Annotated in this window: 7 protein-coding genes; 4 read left to right on the top strand and 3 right to left on the bottom strand. The window is 46.5% G+C overall.

Annotated features, from left to right (window positions below; all coding sequences use genetic code 11):
- Window positions 1-99 precede the first annotated feature (99 nt).
- The 4 genes from NG795_RS10995 (at window position 100) to NG795_RS10980 (ending at window position 8,515) form a co-directional block, all read left to right on the top strand.
- The gene (locus NG795_RS10995; RefSeq protein ID WP_367288717.1) at window positions 100-1,218 is read left to right on the top strand and encodes a hybrid sensor histidine kinase/response regulator; all 1,119 of its coding nucleotides are present in this window, start codon (window positions 100-102) and stop codon (window positions 1,216-1,218) included.
- A 376-nt stretch (window positions 1,219-1,594) separates the two neighbouring features.
- Window positions 1,595-5,866: a PAS domain S-box protein gene (locus NG795_RS10990; protein WP_367288716.1), complete on the top strand. Its 4,272-nt coding sequence runs from the start codon at window positions 1,595-1,597 to the stop codon at window positions 5,864-5,866.
- Entirely contained in the window at window positions 5,859-7,472 is a 1,614-nt protein-coding gene (locus tag NG795_RS10985) for a hybrid sensor histidine kinase/response regulator (protein ID WP_367288715.1), read from the top strand. The genes NG795_RS10990 and NG795_RS10985 overlap by 8 nt, the downstream gene beginning before the upstream one ends.
- Before the next feature lie 131 nt (window positions 7,473-7,603).
- A complete protein-coding gene (locus NG795_RS10980; protein WP_367288714.1) occupies window positions 7,604-8,515 on the top strand; it encodes a carbohydrate ABC transporter permease in 912 nt (303 codons plus the stop codon).
- A gap of 217 nt (window positions 8,516-8,732) precedes the next feature.
- Here NG795_RS10980 and NG795_RS10975 read toward each other — a convergent pair whose 3' ends face one another.
- The 3 genes from NG795_RS10975 to NG795_RS10965 all read right to left on the bottom strand — a co-directional run bounded on the left by NG795_RS10975 (window position 8,733) and on the right by NG795_RS10965 (window position 15,212).
- The gene (locus tag NG795_RS10975) at window positions 8,733-12,041 is read right to left on the bottom strand and encodes a hypothetical protein (protein WP_367288713.1); all 3,309 of its coding nucleotides are present in this window, start codon (window positions 12,039-12,041) and stop codon (window positions 8,733-8,735) included.
- A 781-nt stretch (window positions 12,042-12,822) separates the two neighbouring features.
- On the bottom strand, window positions 12,823-13,281 hold the full coding sequence (locus NG795_RS10970; protein WP_367288712.1) for a hypothetical protein: 459 nt from the start codon (window positions 13,279-13,281) through the stop codon (window positions 12,823-12,825).
- A gap of 818 nt (window positions 13,282-14,099) precedes the next feature.
- Window positions 14,100-15,212 carry a sigma-70 family RNA polymerase sigma factor gene (locus NG795_RS10965; protein WP_367288711.1) on the bottom strand — a complete coding sequence of 371 codons (1,113 nt, stop codon included), beginning with the start codon at window positions 15,210-15,212 and terminating at the stop codon, window positions 14,100-14,102.
- Window positions 15,213-15,701: the final 489 nt, after the last annotated feature.

Below are 15,701 nucleotides of genomic sequence, written 5' to 3'. Positions count from 1 at the left end.
GGGACACCGGGGGATGAGGGCCAACTGTTCAAATTTAGATGCTCCCGTTGTCAAGTCTGCTGACTGAAGATGCCATTAACCTAACTTTTGGTAAAGCCCATGACAAAAATTTTAGTGATTGAAGATGAAACCGGGGTTCGCGAAAATCTCATGGATTTATTGGACGCGGAAGATTTTGAGGCGATCGCCGCTGAAAATGGTCGCCAAGGAATTGAATTAGCCAAAGAAAAATTGCCTGATTTGATTTTATGCGATGTCATGATGCCTGAGATCGATGGATACGGCGTCCTCACCGAATTGCGTCAGGACCCAGCAACCGCCATGATTCCCTTTATCTTCCTCACCGCCAAAGCGGCAAAAGGGGATACCCGAAAAGGCATGGAACTCGGTGCCGATGATTATTTAACCAAACCCTTCAACCGACAGGAAATTCTCTGCGCCATTTCCACCCGTCTGGAAAAACAGAACATCAGTCAAAAAAACACCGAACAAAAACTACAAGCATTAACCAACAGTATTGCCCAGGCCCTCCCTCACGAATTGCGGACGCCCATGAATGGCATTCTCGGCTATTCAGAACTGTTATTGCAGGATATAGATAGCTACGATAAAGCCGAGATCCAGGAAATGTTAGAAGGAATCCGAATTTCCGCCAAGCGATTGTATCGGCTGGTTCAAAATTATTTACTCTATGCTGAACTAGAAATTGCCATTCACCAACCTCAGCGCCTGGACTATCTCCGCGACCAGGCGATCAGTGGGACCCTCAGTATTATTTCCAAGAGTGTTGGAGAAAAAGCCAAACAGACCGGTCGAGAAGCTGATATTCAGATTGATATCGAAAACGCCTTCGTCAAAATTTCCGAAACTCACCTTTATAAAATTGTTGAAGAACTGGTGGATAATGCTTGCAAGTATTCTGAACCGGGGACGCCGATCTCCGTTAAGGGAGAGGTGAGTGGGACTGCATCCTATACCCTATCAGTAACCGACCGAGGTCGAGGCATGACTCGGGAGCAAATTGCCAATCACGGTGCCTATATTCAGTTCGATCGCAAACTTTATGAACAACAAGGATCGGGTTTGGGAATTGCGATCGCCAAACGACTCGCCGAATTATATGGGGGAAAATTAACCATTGAGAGCATCCCTAATCAAGAAACGACGGTTTATGTGGTTCTGCCGATTGACCTGAGTTTCTCTAGTGAAGAAGAATGAGCAAGACTTCTGAATCTACACTACTCGATCGGTAGAACAGGCAGTTTACGAACTGCCTCCTGTACAGATCGGATTTATCTCCCCTCTATAGCGCCTCTAAATGCCTGGGCCAATTTCTCAACAAAGTAGGAGCAAGAGATGCTCCCTCGGACAGCAAGGAAGCGTCTTGCTCCCTTTTGTCTTTAGGATGCAGGTACAGTTTTAGATCCCCCAGACTGTTACCCGGTTTGTTGAGAAAATTTCTGCTATTTAGCACCAAGGTCTGGGCAAAAAACTGGGTTACCGTCCGCCTGATTTAATAAGGGACCAATGCCCGAGGCAACCTGTCCTGAATCAGAAGACTTGAAAAACCGTTGGTGCGCTAGAACAAACCTGTTTGCAAAATTTCCTGAAGATGAGCGATCGCCAAAACTTCCGATTGAATCAAGGGATTGAATGCCACCCGTTGAAAGTTGCACCCAATCTCTCCTTAAAAAGGGCGATCGCTCTGATGAACCGAGCGCGATCGAGCTATGTTTTAGTCCTAGACCCTTCCCTGGCCCATCAGCCGCAAATAGGCTATGGTCTCTTTACGGAGGAGGATTTAGTCACCTTGGCAGCGGCTGGACTCTGGGAAGACTCCCGGCCCATTTCCGAGGTGTTGACCCAATCTATCATCCCGCTCAAAGTGACTGATTGGGTCGATCCGTTTTCGCTCTTTTCCTATATGGAAGCGCATCAAATTCGGTATTTGCCCATCCAGGATAGTCAAGGAAAACTCCTCGGCGTTGTCACCCATGAGAGTCTGCACCGAGGGTTACCCGCGAGGGAGTGGAGGGAAGACCGACGGGCAGAGGAAGGAATGAGTCCGGCGATCGCCACGGTCTCCCCCACAGCCTCGATTTTAGAGGTGATTGAACAGATGGCAACTCATCGCAGTAGTTCTGTGGTGATTTGTCAAAGTGGGGAAGAAAGATCCAGCCCGGAATTGACCCCAGAGAACCGATTAAATCCCTTATTTCCTATTGGCATTATTACCCCGCGAGATATTGTCCAATACCTGGCCTTGGGATTAGACTTGGCAAATACTCCGGCATCCCAGGTGATGAGTCAACCCTTGTTATTTGGACAGCCCAAGGACTCCCTCCAACAGATTCATGATCAAATGCAGGAGGCGTGGGTCAGACATTGGGTGATTGTTGCCGCAACCGGGGAATGGGTTGGGATTGTAACTCCCACTGAGATTCTCCAAGGGTGGAGTGGGGGTTTTGAGACTGATGCCAATCCGGTGGTGCTAGGGCCCGAGAGAGTACCCCCGTTCAATTCTGGACTAGAAATTAGCCAACGGGGGAGAAGCCCGGAGCAACAGCGACAGAAAGCGGCATTTCAAGAGGCGATCGCCTTTTCTAGCGTAGCCTTACGAAAAGCATTGGCACAGCAGCAAGCAGAAATTTTCCATCGGCAACTGGCCCAAAAATTACTGCAATTTAGTGAGGAACGATTCCGTCAGATTGCAGAAACCATTGAGCAAGTCTTTTGGCTGGTTTCCAGTGACTTGAAACAGTTGATTTATATGAGTCCGGCCTTTGAGACGGTATGGGGGATTTCCCGAGAGCAATTAGAGAGCAAGGAAGCCGGGGAATCGGGGAATTATCTGAGGATCTTGCAAGAGAGTTTTTATTGGGAAGAAGGGCAACCGATTTGGGAGAATTGGCCCCAGCAGGTGCTGGCTTCTGGGGAACTGGAAAATCGGATTGTGCAGCCCGATGGCACTCTGCGTTGGGTGCATTCGCGAGGGTTTCCAGTTTATAACGATCACGGAGATCTGTACCGGATTGCCGGGATTACCACCGATATTACCCGTCACAAAGCGGCAGAAGCGGCAAGACGGGAGAGTGAAGATCGGTATCGGCAGTTGGTGGAAACCACGACGGATTGGGTGTGGGAGATAGATGCAGCGGGGAGATACACCTATAGCAGTCCTAGAATTGCAGAGATTTTAGGGTATGAACCGGCTGAGGCGATCGGGAAACGGCTGGATGCCTGGATTCTGCCGGAATGGGCCCAGGAAGAACGGCGCTGGGTTGAGCAACTGGCGACTCAACCGGCACCGTTTAGCTGCAAGGAACGGGTGAATTTGCACAAACAGGGCTCAGTGGTGGTGTTGGAAAGCAGTGGGATACCAATTTTTGATGAGATGGGGAAATTAGTGGGGTATCGGGGAATTGATCGGGATATCACGGGGCGAAAGGAAGCGGAAGCGGCGCTACAGCAGATTAATCAAGAGTTGGAACAGCGGGTGCAAGTGCAAACTGCTGAACTGCGCGAGTTAATTGGACAATTGCAAGGGGAGATTGCCCGTCGTCAGGAGGTCGAGTCGGCCCTCAGACAGAGTGAGGAGCGTTTGGAGAGTATTTTGGGGTCTCTGAATGATGTGGTTTGGTCCGCTTCAGCGCAGAGTGGGGAATTGTTGTATTTGAATCCGGCTTTTGAGAGAATTTATGGACGGTCTCGCCAGGAGTTTTTTGAACATCCAGCGTTGTGGCGGGGGGTGGTCCATCCGGAGGATAGCGATCGCGTTCGGCAGTTTTCCGAGGCGTTACTGGTGCATGGGTCACAGGATCTAGAGTATCGGATTATCAGACCCGATGGGGAGGTCCGGTGGTTGGAGGACCGCGCTCATTTACTTTATGATGCCACTCGCCAAGGGTTCCGCATGGATGGAGTGGCCCGGGATATTACGGAACGCAAGCAAGCACAAGAGGCGATCGCTCTCTCGGAAAGACGCTTTCAGGCGATTTTTAACCAAACGTTCCAATTTATGGCCTTGTTGAGTCCCCAGGGGGTGATTCTGGAGATCAACCAGAGGGCATTGGAAGTCTGGGGATTGGCGGGGACGGATCCCATCGGGCGAGAATTTTGGGACTGTCCCTGTTGGCAACCTACGGAGCCCGATGAACTGGGAGAGAGTCTCGCCGAGTCTCAAGGTGAACGCCAGTTCTGTTTGATTCCAGGGGCCAATCGTTTTCGTGGGGCGATCGCCCAGGCAGCGGCGGGAGAGTTATGGCGCGATGAGGTGGAAATTTTTGGGCCCCAGAACCAACGGGTGACCATTGATGTCTCGATTAAGCCGGTGCGAGATGATAGCGATCGGGTGATTCAGTTAATTGCTGAGGGTCGGGACATTAGCGATCGCAAGCGCTTAGAAACGGAAATTTTTGAGCGCGAACAACTGCTGAATTCATTTTTTAAAGCCAGTTCTAGTGTTTCTCTCGGATTGGGAATTGTCAATGATCAAATGCAGTTTATCCAAGTCAACGAAGCCCTGGCTGAAATTCATGGTTTATCCCCCCAGGAACATATTGGGAAAACCGTGAATGAAATTATGCCCGATGTCACCCACCAAGTTCAATCTTTAGTGGATGAACTATTGCGGTCCGGGACCCCGATTCTTAACTTGGAACTCTCCAGTGAAAAGCCCTGTCAACCGGGAGTTCTCCATCATTGGCTAACTTGCTACTTTCCCGTTCCCCTGAACAAGGGTCAGGCACGAGGGGTGGGGTTTATTGTCCTCGATATCACCCAACGCAAACAAGCAGAACAAGCTCTGCGCCAGATTCAAGAACGGCTAGAATATTTGCTATGTACGAATCCTACGATTATCTATAGTTGTAAGCCCACCGGAGACTATGCCTTGACCTTCATCAGTCAAAATATCCTACGCCAGTTCGGTTATGAGGCGCAGCAATTATTAAATAATCCTAATTTGTGGTTTGAGTGTATCCATCCTGACGACGCTGAACGGCTTTTTGCCCACATCTTTCGTCTGCAAGAACGCACTCAAGAGATTTATGAATATCGCGTCAGACACCAAAACTCCACTTACCGTTGGGTGCGGGATGAACGGCGTCTGGTTTGCGATGCCGAGGGCAATCCTTTAGAGATTGTCGGTTCGATGTATGATATTACCGAGCAGAAAAAAGCCCTAGGACAACTTAAAGCGTCTTTGCGAGAGAAAGAGGTCCTCCTCAAGGAAATTCACCATCGGGTGAAAAATAACTTGCAAGTCATTTCGAGTCTGCTTAACCTGCAATCTCGAAGCATTCAGGATGGAGAAACCCGGACCTTATTTCAAGATAGCCAAAACCGCATTCAATCCATCGCTTTCATCCATGAAAAACTGTATCAGTCTCGGGATCTGGCTCAGGTGGATTTTTCTCAATATATTCAAACCTTATGCATCCATTTGTTTCGGTCTTATGGTGCGAGTCCCCAGCGGATTAGCCTGAATCTTCAAATTGATGATATCTTTCTGAGTGTAGATACGGCGATTCCTTGTGGGTTGATTGTGAATGAACTGGTGTGTAATACTCTCAAACATGGGTTTCCCCCGAATGGGACTGGGGCGATCGAGATTACCCTCCATCGCACTTTCCAAGAGCAGGGTGATGACAGCAAACAAGAGTTTATGATGAGGGTTCGGGATAATGGGGTTGGCTTTCCCAGTGAGGTAGACTTTCGGAAAACCCGCTCTTTGGGGATGCAGTTGATTAATACTTTAGTCAAACAACTCAAAGGCACGATTGAGTTGGACAGGAGTAGCGGGACTGCCTTTCAGATTGTCTTTTCGGCCAAACATCATCAGTTGGGAGAGGAGAGACATGAGTAACGAGACAATTTTGGTGGTAGAAGATGAAGGGATTGTTGCCTTAGATATCCAAACGATTTTAGAAGATTTAGGTTATCAGGTTCCTGTGGCGGTTGCTTCCGGTGAGGAGGCGATTGACGCAGCGGCTGAAATACAGCCGGATTTGGTGTTGATGGATATTCATTTGGAGGGCAGCATTGATGGGGTGACGGCTGCTGAACAAATCCGCGATCGCTTTAATATTCCGGTCGTCTATCTGACGGCTTATAGTGATGAAGATACTCTCCAACGGGCCAAGCTCACTACTCCTTTTGGGTATTTAATTAAGCCCCTGGAAGCCCGGAGTTTAAAGTCTACGATTGATATGGCGATTTACCGTCATCAAATCGAACAGGAACTTAAACAAAGTAAGGAGTGGTTTGCCACCACTTTGCGCTCGATTGGGGATGCGGTGATTGCTACGGATGAGATGGGACGGATTCGGTTTATTAATCCCGTGGCTGAAACGTTAACGGGGTGGAAACAAGCGGAAGCTTTGGGGAAGGAAATTGGCCAAGTGTTTCGGATTACTAATGAAATGTCAGCGGCGATCGCCCAACGGTTGGGAACTGCGGAAATACCCACAGAAAACTTGGGGGAAACTCCCAATGAACGAGTTTTAATTGCTAAGAATGGCAGCAAAATTCCCATTGATGATACCGTTGCCCCCATTGGCGGAGAAAATGATAAAATCATTGGGGCGGTTTATGTGTTTAGAGATATTACTTCTAAAAAAGCAACGGAAGTTTTACAAAAAGAGAGAATTCGTTTAGAAACCGAAGTTAAAGAACGGGCCTTAGCCGAAGCAGAAATTAGGCGATTATTAGAAATAGAAACAGAATTAAGTGAGTTTAAAAGTCGATTAATTACTACAATTTCTCATGAGTTTAGGACGCCCATGAGTGTTATTTTATCCTCCGCTGAATTGCTGCAAGTTTATAGTGATACCTGGCCGGAAGACCGGAAAGAAACACATTATCAGCGAATTAAAACGGCGATTGAATATATGACCGGCATGATAGAAGATGTTACTTTAGTGGGGCAAGCTGAAAGCGGACATTTGGAGTTTCAACCGCATCCGATGGAGTTAGTGGATTTTTGCACAAGGTCCGTGGAACAGATGAACGTGACGACGGGCGATCGGCATCACATTCGGTTAATCGCCCACACCGAGAAAATTTCCGCCTTGATGGATTCCCAACTTCTGCGCCAAATCCTCAACAATTTATTCTCCAATGCCATCAAATACTCCCCCCAAGGCGGCGAAATTACCCTAGAACTCAGCACCGAATCCAGACCCATCACCCCCAATTTACAGCAACCCGAAAGCCTCGTAGTTTTTCGGATTAAAGACCCAGGAATTGGCATTCCCCAACAAGACTTACAACAACTTTTTGAGTCCTTTCAAAGAGCTACCAATGTGGGTACAATTAGAGGGACCGGATTAGGATTAGCGATCGTCAAAAAATGTGTAGAACTACATGGAGGTCATATCGAAATAGAAAGTGAAATCGACAGAGGCAGCACCTTTATCGTCAAAATTCCCCTCCAAACCCCATCCTACGATGTGATGTTAGCTGAAATATAGCGGTTAACACTGTTATAAGGTGCAGACTTAATAATTAATAATATCCAACTCAAGATTTCCCAAAACTAGGCTCTACCTCCTTGGCCGAAACAAACTATCTCCCTCAAACCTTTCATCTCATTTCCCCTTAAATGCTGAAAAATTCCCTCTCTCAAATCCTAAAACCAAACTTTTCTTTTACTCCTTATTTCTTTCTGTTTCCCGCCCTTTTTATCCTAGGATTAACCGTATTTTGGCCCGCCTTGCAAGCCTTTTATCTCAGCTTCACCCGCTATGGATATGATATAACCCAAGCCCCCACCTGGGTCGGACTTGCCAACCTGCAACGCCTCTGGACCGACCCCATTTTTTGGCAAACCCTCCGCAACACCCTACTTTACCTCGCTTGCGTCGTTCCCATCCTCGTCATTGCACCCCTAGGAATAGCCATTTTAGTCAATGGAAAACTCCCCGGAATGAACTGGTTTAGAACCGCCTATTATACCCCCGTGGTTATTTCCATCGTCGTCGCCGGAATCGCCTGGAAATGGCTGTATGCAGACAACGGATTATTGAATCAAATCCTCCAAACCCTAGGATTAGTCCAACGCGGTTCCGGCATTCCCTGGCTCACCAGTCCCGAACTTGCCCTCTTCAGTGTCATGGCAGTTACCATCTGGAAAGGATTGGGATATTACATGATGATTTACCTAGCCGGACTACAATCTATCTCCCCAGAATTATATGAAGCCGCCGCCTTAGACGGGTCCGATGGAGTCAAAAAACACTGGGATATCACCGTCCCTTTAATGACTCCTTATCTCCTCTTAGTCGCCGTCATTTCCTCCATTTCCGCCACCAAAGTCTTTGAAGAAGTCTTCATCATGACCCAAGGCGGACCGAGAAATAGTTCTAAAACTATCGTCTATTATTTATATGAAAAAGCATTTGCAGAATTAGAAATTGGCTATGCCTGTAGCATTGGCCTAGTCCTATTTTTAATTATCTTTATCCTCTCTATTTTACGCTTCATCGTCCCCAATCAAAATAGAAATCTGGACTAAATCCCCGTTCGTAGTAACGACTTCAGTCGTTATCCCAACCCTGGGGGGTAAAACAGCAATCACTGCCATCACATCCTCATGGATATAGCGTTTCCCACAGTTATGAGGTACATTTTTGGAGTGCGTAAAGCCTGCACTTGTCCTCCGCTGTCTGTGCGGCGTAGCTTGTGTTCCTGGTATAGCATAATAGAATACACCCTGAAGTGCTGAATTTGGGTTAAAAATTAAATCGTAAGTTGGAGTTGATTCGAGCATCAAACCCATTGGCGGAGTGACCCAATTGAGCATCAAACATGACCCTTTCATCGGTCGTTAAATATCTCAAGAGGAAACCATAATAAGAATTATTGGTTCGACTCTCTAAACCGAGATTAATCGTATTAAAATTTTGATAATAAATCCCTAGGGAAAGAGTATCAATAACTTTCTGGGTCAGTTTGAGGTCGAAAAAGAAGTCTTCTCCAATTTCAAAATTAGTATTCACCGTTAATCCCTCTCCGGTGGCTAATTGCGAATTAATGATTCCCAACACTTCTCCGTTATTATTTTGGGGATTTATCCCATTAATAGCATAGGGAATATAAGCCAAAGCCGCCACCCCCGAATAACCCGAACTTAGACCTTGATGAGAAAATAAATAACCCGCACTGACTTGAAACGCATTCAGACGATTGGTGGCGCTATTCCAATCCAGATTAAAAAATGGACCCTGGGTTTCAATCGCAGTGGGTTGATTAGTTTCATCGAATTTAATCTCTTGAGAAGTCCAATTCGTCATGCCGTTAAAATAAACACCTAAACCGGGTTCTTTCGGTCCGAGCTCATTCTGGACAGAACCGGCAGAATCAGGGGTTAAATTTAGCCAAGTCCCCAAACTTGCGCCATAATTCAAATTACCATTGGTTCCCGATGTCACGACTTCGATGCTGGGTAAATAGAGTTCGCCCACAAAGGCTTGTTGTTCTATATCCCGTTCCACTAATTGTCCAATCCGAAGCCAGTCAAAAGCAACATCAAACGCTTTTCCTGCCATGAGAGGAACGACAGAATTTTGAAGGGAACTAAACTGCTGAACAAACTGCTGACCATCGGGGTTAATTAAAGTCACTTCTACGGCTGAAGATTGATTAATAGGGGTGTTTCTGGGTTGCTCGGTTGGGTTTAAAACTCCAATAAAGCCCAGGGTTCCAAAATCTTGGTTAGAGAGTTCTAGATCCAAGAAAAAGTTAGAAACCTCTCGAAAGGGGCTGATTTCTTGCGATAAAAAATCAACCCGTCGCTTATATAGTCCTGTTCTCACCTGGACCAGATTCGAGGTGCTTGGGGTAATCGTGCTAGGAAATGTATAGTTGCCTGAGAGTTGGTCTAGCTTGGTTGCTCGCTCGGTATTTAAGAGATTCTGGTTAAGTCGTTGATTGATTTGCCTCCTTTGTTCTGGGGTAGCGACGGTGTTTAAATCCGCAAAACCTTCTCCATTTTCTAAGGCAATATGGGCTTCATTGAGGGATTCATCGATATGCGAGTTTTCCAGTCCTGCAAAAATAAAACCCAGACCTAAACCGAGAGTGGCATGAGTAAATTGAATTTCATCTATCTTATCATCAGCTCCAAAAGAGACGCTAAAGGATACGCCAGGATTGCTAAAAATACTGCGATAGGTCGCCTGAATTTCTTGAGCATCATATTCTATTGAAGTTCTCTTGTGCGGAGCAGAAAAGTAAAAACGATACCAATCGCTACTTTCTTGACTATCAATTTCTGTACTATCCCCCACCATAGTTTGGCCCAGGGAGAACCAGGCTAAAGAATTGAGATACCGGACCTCTCTTTCTCTGGGGGTCATAACAGGATTGACGATGACATTCAATAAATCTAAATTCATTCCTCCTCCGGGCTGTCCAATTTTAAGACCGGGATCTGAGGTGAAGGGCGCACTAAAGTCAAATCCTTCTCCGGTGTCTAAATTCATAAAGCCAATCCCGGCTTCTGCTAAATTTTCTGCCGGGATAATTGCACCGTCTCGTAAAGACACCCCATTATTTAATAAGGGTTTTAGATTGGTTGTGGGAAAAGCTTGAAGAAATCTAGGAGCAACGGCTGGATCGAGATTTTCAAAGAGCGCTCCACCCCCATCGGGGTGATGGGTAGAAGCAATTCCTAAATTAGGCACTAATGGGGTAGTGGTATTATTGTCCCGATTCAGGCCGCTGTTAATCATTACTTCTCCGGCAGGTATTCCTGGGGGAGTAGTCAACTGTGCAGCTACAGCAAGAACTGCAAATTCATTGTTGTTTTCCCCTGCTCCTATCACATCTTCTAGAACGTGAGGGAGAGACCAAACCGCTTGTAGGCCCCAAAACTGTTGTTGGAGTAATATGCTTTGGGTGAGTTCTGTCATGGTTTCCCGCCCTTGATAGACTGCACCCCCTTGTAGTCCTCGGGTTTCAAGCACCACCCGATTACCCTCTAATACCCAATAAAGCTGATCCTCTTTGGGAAAATTGGCAAAAGTCACTTTATTGAAAAGTGGGTTATTTTCTGCAAACCTCAGATCAAGGGTGGAATAGTTTTCATCCCTAAAGGGCCGAAAACTCTGAAGGTCAAAGGTTAATCTATCGGTGGGATTTACAATAAATGGATACCTTTGAGCCGTAGAATCAAGAGATTCTAGGCTATTCTCCCGCCAATTCATTTCGGGAAAAGGTTCCGGCAGGGGAGTAGGTAAATCTGTTTCTGGAAGGGGTTCCGGCAGGGGAGTGGGTAAGTCTGTTTCTGGAAGGGGTTCCGGCAGGGGAGTGGGTAAGTCTATTTCTGGAAGGGGTTCCGGCACGGGAGTGGGTAAGTCTATTTCTGGAATGGGTTCCGGTAGGGGAGTGGGTAAGTCGGTTTCTGGAAGGGGTTCCGGCAGGGGAGTGGGTTGAGACTCTATCTCCTCCACCGACTCGGGAAGCACAAAATCCACCCGAAGCGGAGAAACTGGGGAGATAATCTCTTCAAATTCCTGGGTTTGGGTAAGGGACTCGGGAACCGTTGACTCAGTTTCTGTGGCAATGGCGAAATTTTCTGACCCCGTTAAATTTGAATCTGAGCCGCTTAAAATTTCAACTCTATCCAGTTCTACCCCGTTCCCTAAATGGATAGAAGTTTCCTCCTCTACGATTAGCGATGCTGGAGGGTCTGTTACAGTTAAGTCTAATTGCTCTCTATCCAATAAATTTCCATTGACTTCTTCTAAACGGCTCTGGATATTGATTGGAAAACCCCTAGAAAAATCTAAGCAATTCTCTTTTGAGGTTAAAGGATCCAACTTAGAAACTGTCGCAGGGGTGGCAGTGTCATCCCCCAAAGACTGCTCAGACAGATCTTCTACGGAGTTGAAAGAGTCACCCTCGATGTTTTGGCCTAGATAAGTAAAAATATCCGTTGGTTTTTTGGGTTCTAACCGAACTTCACTCGCTTGGTGAGCTTGGCAGAAAAATATCTCTGTAGTGGCAACTGGGGGTAAGTCTATATTAGAGTTAAACATTGGAAAGTGGGTACTCACCTATACTTTAGAGGTTGGCTAATTCCACTATTTATACAAAGTGGTTGCTTAGTAATTGTTCCAGATATAAACTTGGGCTTCAGGATAAATTGCCAAACTTTCGCAAGTATTTTAAGGGGAATCAAGTTTAAAAAATAGCCATTAAATATTGTTCTCGCCAGCCTAGATAAACCAGATTTCAAACCAAAGAATAATAATTTAGATAAAAAATATTTGTTAAGCAATATTAAAACTAACAGGTAAAAAATCTTTCCGTTGCATATAGTAGTTACCACCGTTAGGAGGTACATTTTTTGGAGCAATTGTCGTAATTGTAGGTGGGTAAACAGCCCACCCTACAATTATTAAACAGCCTGTAGAAAGCCTTTTCCTCTCCCGCTCTATTGTTCTAAGGGTTTAACTCATTTAGACTGACCCTATCCACTTGGGGCTGGGAGGAATCTCTAAGTTCTCAAGTTGGGAGTCCATCGCAGTCCTAAATAGATTAGACAATAGCTCCACAGTTGAAAATTTTGTAGTCGGTCAATGTGGCATGGCGAAATCTTACAGCATCGGACGGTGCGTGCTACACCTACATCCAGGTGCGCTGTTTTGGTGACAATTGCTGCAAGGATGGGTATATTGGTTTGGGCACGGATTAAAGCAGTCTTTAATCATCAAAAGAAAACAGTGCTAGACAATCGCTGGTTCCAACGAGAGACTAGCACTGCCTTGACCCTCAACTATTTAAAATTCAGGTCCATACCAAGCAAGCTAGGTCAACCTAATTTAAACCACTACGCCATGCCCGGATATAGCTTACGCGATCGCCTAGAGTCGTACCGTCACCACCTGTGATTAATTTTGCCACAGATCCTTCAACAGAGGCTCCATGTGGGGCGTCAATCTTCAGATCATTAGCCATGTCAACTGGGCTCACCGATACCGAGGCCAGGACTACAATACTGTCTTTCGTTATAGTCGTACCCGCGGCTGGATTATATACAGGGGTGGCTATAGCCCTTGTTGCGTAGACACCATTAGGATAAGTAACTTGAACTGCCACAGTAGAAGTTATTCCGTTCATAATATTGCTAACTGCTGCTGCGCCAGTGATACTTGCGCCGGGGCTGGTACTATTGACTAGAACACGAGGGTTAACATTGTCTTCAGCTTGAGCAGGAGCCACAAAGGCAACAGAGAGACCGAGGAGAGCGATACTAGAAAGAATTAGTTTGTTCATGATTGTTCAGTGATTAGATTAGATTAGATTAGATAACCGTTATCGCCACGGGATTCAGATGGGGGGAGGAGAGTTCTAAGAGAGCTACACCGTCACTCATCTGTTATTTCCGGATTGGCTAGGAAGGGGTAAAAGCGGCTTTAGAGAGGGAGAGGTTGAGATTCTTCAAGGGTAATGGGTGAGCAATGTTCCATCGGGTCCTGGCCTCCGGTTAGTTGTCGGAAAAGCGATGGGTTCGATCGCCTCGGGTTGAAATCCCCACGGACCAGGATGCAGCAGATTCACACACCTTTTGTCCTTTAACTCGCTCCTAACTAAAGCAAGATGACGATTCATGTTTTTTCACTTTCACCTCCTCTGTCGGTTTTTCTCTTCTATTAAGTAGACGTTTCTCGAAGGGGGTTTGTGAAATTTTATTTTCTGTATAGACTCACTCTCTAACTCCAGGGGGATGACCGGGTTCAATAGGGGGTGAGAGTCTATTCGCACTCCCCAGTCCATCTCTTGCCTAAAATCTAGGGGGATGAAACAATAGGGACGGAATTTTTGCAGCATAAATTCCACTTAGCACAACGTTGCGCCAAGCGTCTCCTAGAGGGATTCGCACATTCAACCAAAATGCTGGCCCTCGTCACGGATAAAAATTTGTTCCAGGAGAAAACTACCCACTGCTACAGTGGAATACTGCTTACGCACACTGTAGCTACACCCGATCCAGTGGGGTACAAAGCATCGGCATCAAGCTCATGCTCTCAACCTGATGCGATGTACTCTCGCTCTGGGTGCAGATGTTAGGGCGTTTTTGTCGGTCTAATCTCCTATTTTTTCAGAGAAAGGCTCCTACTGCCCCCACTATCTATGTAAACTGGCCAGGATGGTCCAACCCGTTGTGGGATAGTTTGCAGGAACTTGTTGATTAAGTGCTGGAATTTGATAAATCCCGGGTTCAGAAGGGGGGAGATTTTGGGGATAACCCATTTGCCCAGCATCACAAACCCTGGGGAAATGGGGAAGATTTTGGGGATAACCCATTTCTCTGCAAGGCTAGAGTCACTGGAACTGATGAATTCTCCCGGGAAAATTGCGGGTTCGGTGTTCGCTGAGTCTAGGGAATTTGCAGAACTCTCGGGGTTTAGGGGGTTCTCGGTGGTGATTGAGGGTGGATTGGCAGTTGTGTCCTCCTCCTGGAGAGTCTCTTCTTCTAAATTAGGCTGATGTTGCTCAAAGGATTCTGGGGGGGGTGGGGGGAGGTCACTCTCACCTGTGGGTTGGGGAGTCTCCGGTTCAACGGGGGTTGGGGAGGTTTCAGGCTTGGTTTTTCCCGGTTTGGATGAGGAAGGGGGTGGGGTTGCTTCTTCTCCTTGATACTGTTGCCACTGCTGACGCAATATTTTCCGGGCATCGGAAATGCGTTTGCGGGCATTGGCATAAGAAATATCAAGCTGTTCGGCGATCGCCTGATAGGATTGTTTTTGCTCGACGTATAAAATAAATGCCTCCCGCAGTTTTGGGGGCAACTGATTAATGGCATCGGCAAAAAACTGGTTCAGTTCATTCTCGGTAACCGCCTGCAATGGGTTTTGGTCCTCATCGGTCCAGTCGTCTTCTGAGGCGATCGCCTCGATTTCTAGAATTTTGACCTCTCGTTTCAGGCGCTGACGATGGAGATCCATGCAGAGGTTTTTTGTGAGTTGCTTAATCCACGCTTTGAAGTCCTGGATGTCATCGGCCCCAGTTTGGACCTTCTGCCACGCTTTAAGCATGGCTTGCGAAAGGGCATCTTCTGCTTGTGTGGGGTTGCCCATCCATTTAACGCAGTAACGATAAAGCTCGTCTCGATACTGCAACCAGAGTTGCCAAAATGCTGAACTGACTTGTTCGGGACTATTTTCCTCGCCAAACACAGTCGCTTGTGGAATGTTTGAGTTCATGGTTTAAATTGGGTACGTTTGCTTGTGGTGGTTTTAGTCGTTGATGCACAACCGTCCGTAATGGCGATGGGAGTCGTCGTCGGGAAGGAGTAAAGCATTGCTCAAATTCAGGAACTTTGGAGATATAAAGCAGGATTTTCGCTAAAAACCCGGATTTTTGAGAAAATTATTAGGTCCGGGACGGAGATTTCTCTTCAGAAATCTAGTTTTTGCGTTAGGATATATCAGTGAGCTGGATACCTGGGCCAAGAGTTGGCAATGCTCCTCTTCTCACAAATTTTTCAGCGGTAGAATATGAACACCGGATTGGAGAAGCACCTGAAGATTCTGCGATCGCAGTGGGTCAGAGGCTATCTCTATAGAGCACCCAAACCTCTTTTCCCAATTTTTCACTTTTGTCCGGGTTTTTACAGAGAAAATATTTTTTTGTCCTCTACCCCGAGATAGATTTATCCTATCTTGTCCGACAGGTTGATGTCAAGTCTAACC

Source organism: Laspinema palackyanum D2c (genome assembly GCF_025370875.1).
Taxonomy (GTDB): Bacteria; Cyanobacteriota; Cyanobacteriia; order Cyanobacteriales; family Laspinemataceae; genus Laspinema; species Laspinema palackyanum.
The sequence above is the reverse complement of the archived record's forward strand: the minus strand, read 5'-3'. Positions and strand labels throughout refer to the sequence as shown.

Excerpts from the sequence above, each read along its gene's own strand:
- NG795_RS10995 (WP_367288717.1), top strand. The coding sequence starts at position 100 with ATGACAAAAATTTTAGTGATTGAAGATGAAACCGGGGTTCGCGAAAAT.
- NG795_RS10985 (WP_367288715.1), top strand. The coding sequence starts at position 5,859 with ATGAGTAACGAGACAATTTTGGTGGTAGAAGATGAAGGGATTGTTGCC.
- NG795_RS10980 (WP_367288714.1), top strand. The coding sequence starts at position 7,604 with ATGCTGAAAAATTCCCTCTCTCAAATCCTAAAACCAAACTTTTCTTTT.
- NG795_RS10975 (WP_367288713.1), bottom strand. The coding sequence starts at position 12,041 with ATGTTTAACTCTAATATAGACTTACCCCCAGTTGCCACTACAGAGATA.
- NG795_RS10970 (WP_367288712.1), bottom strand. The coding sequence starts at position 13,281 with ATGAACAAACTAATTCTTTCTAGTATCGCTCTCCTCGGTCTCTCTGTT.
- NG795_RS10965 (WP_367288711.1), bottom strand. The coding sequence starts at position 15,212 with ATGAACTCAAACATTCCACAAGCGACTGTGTTTGGCGAGGAAAATAGT.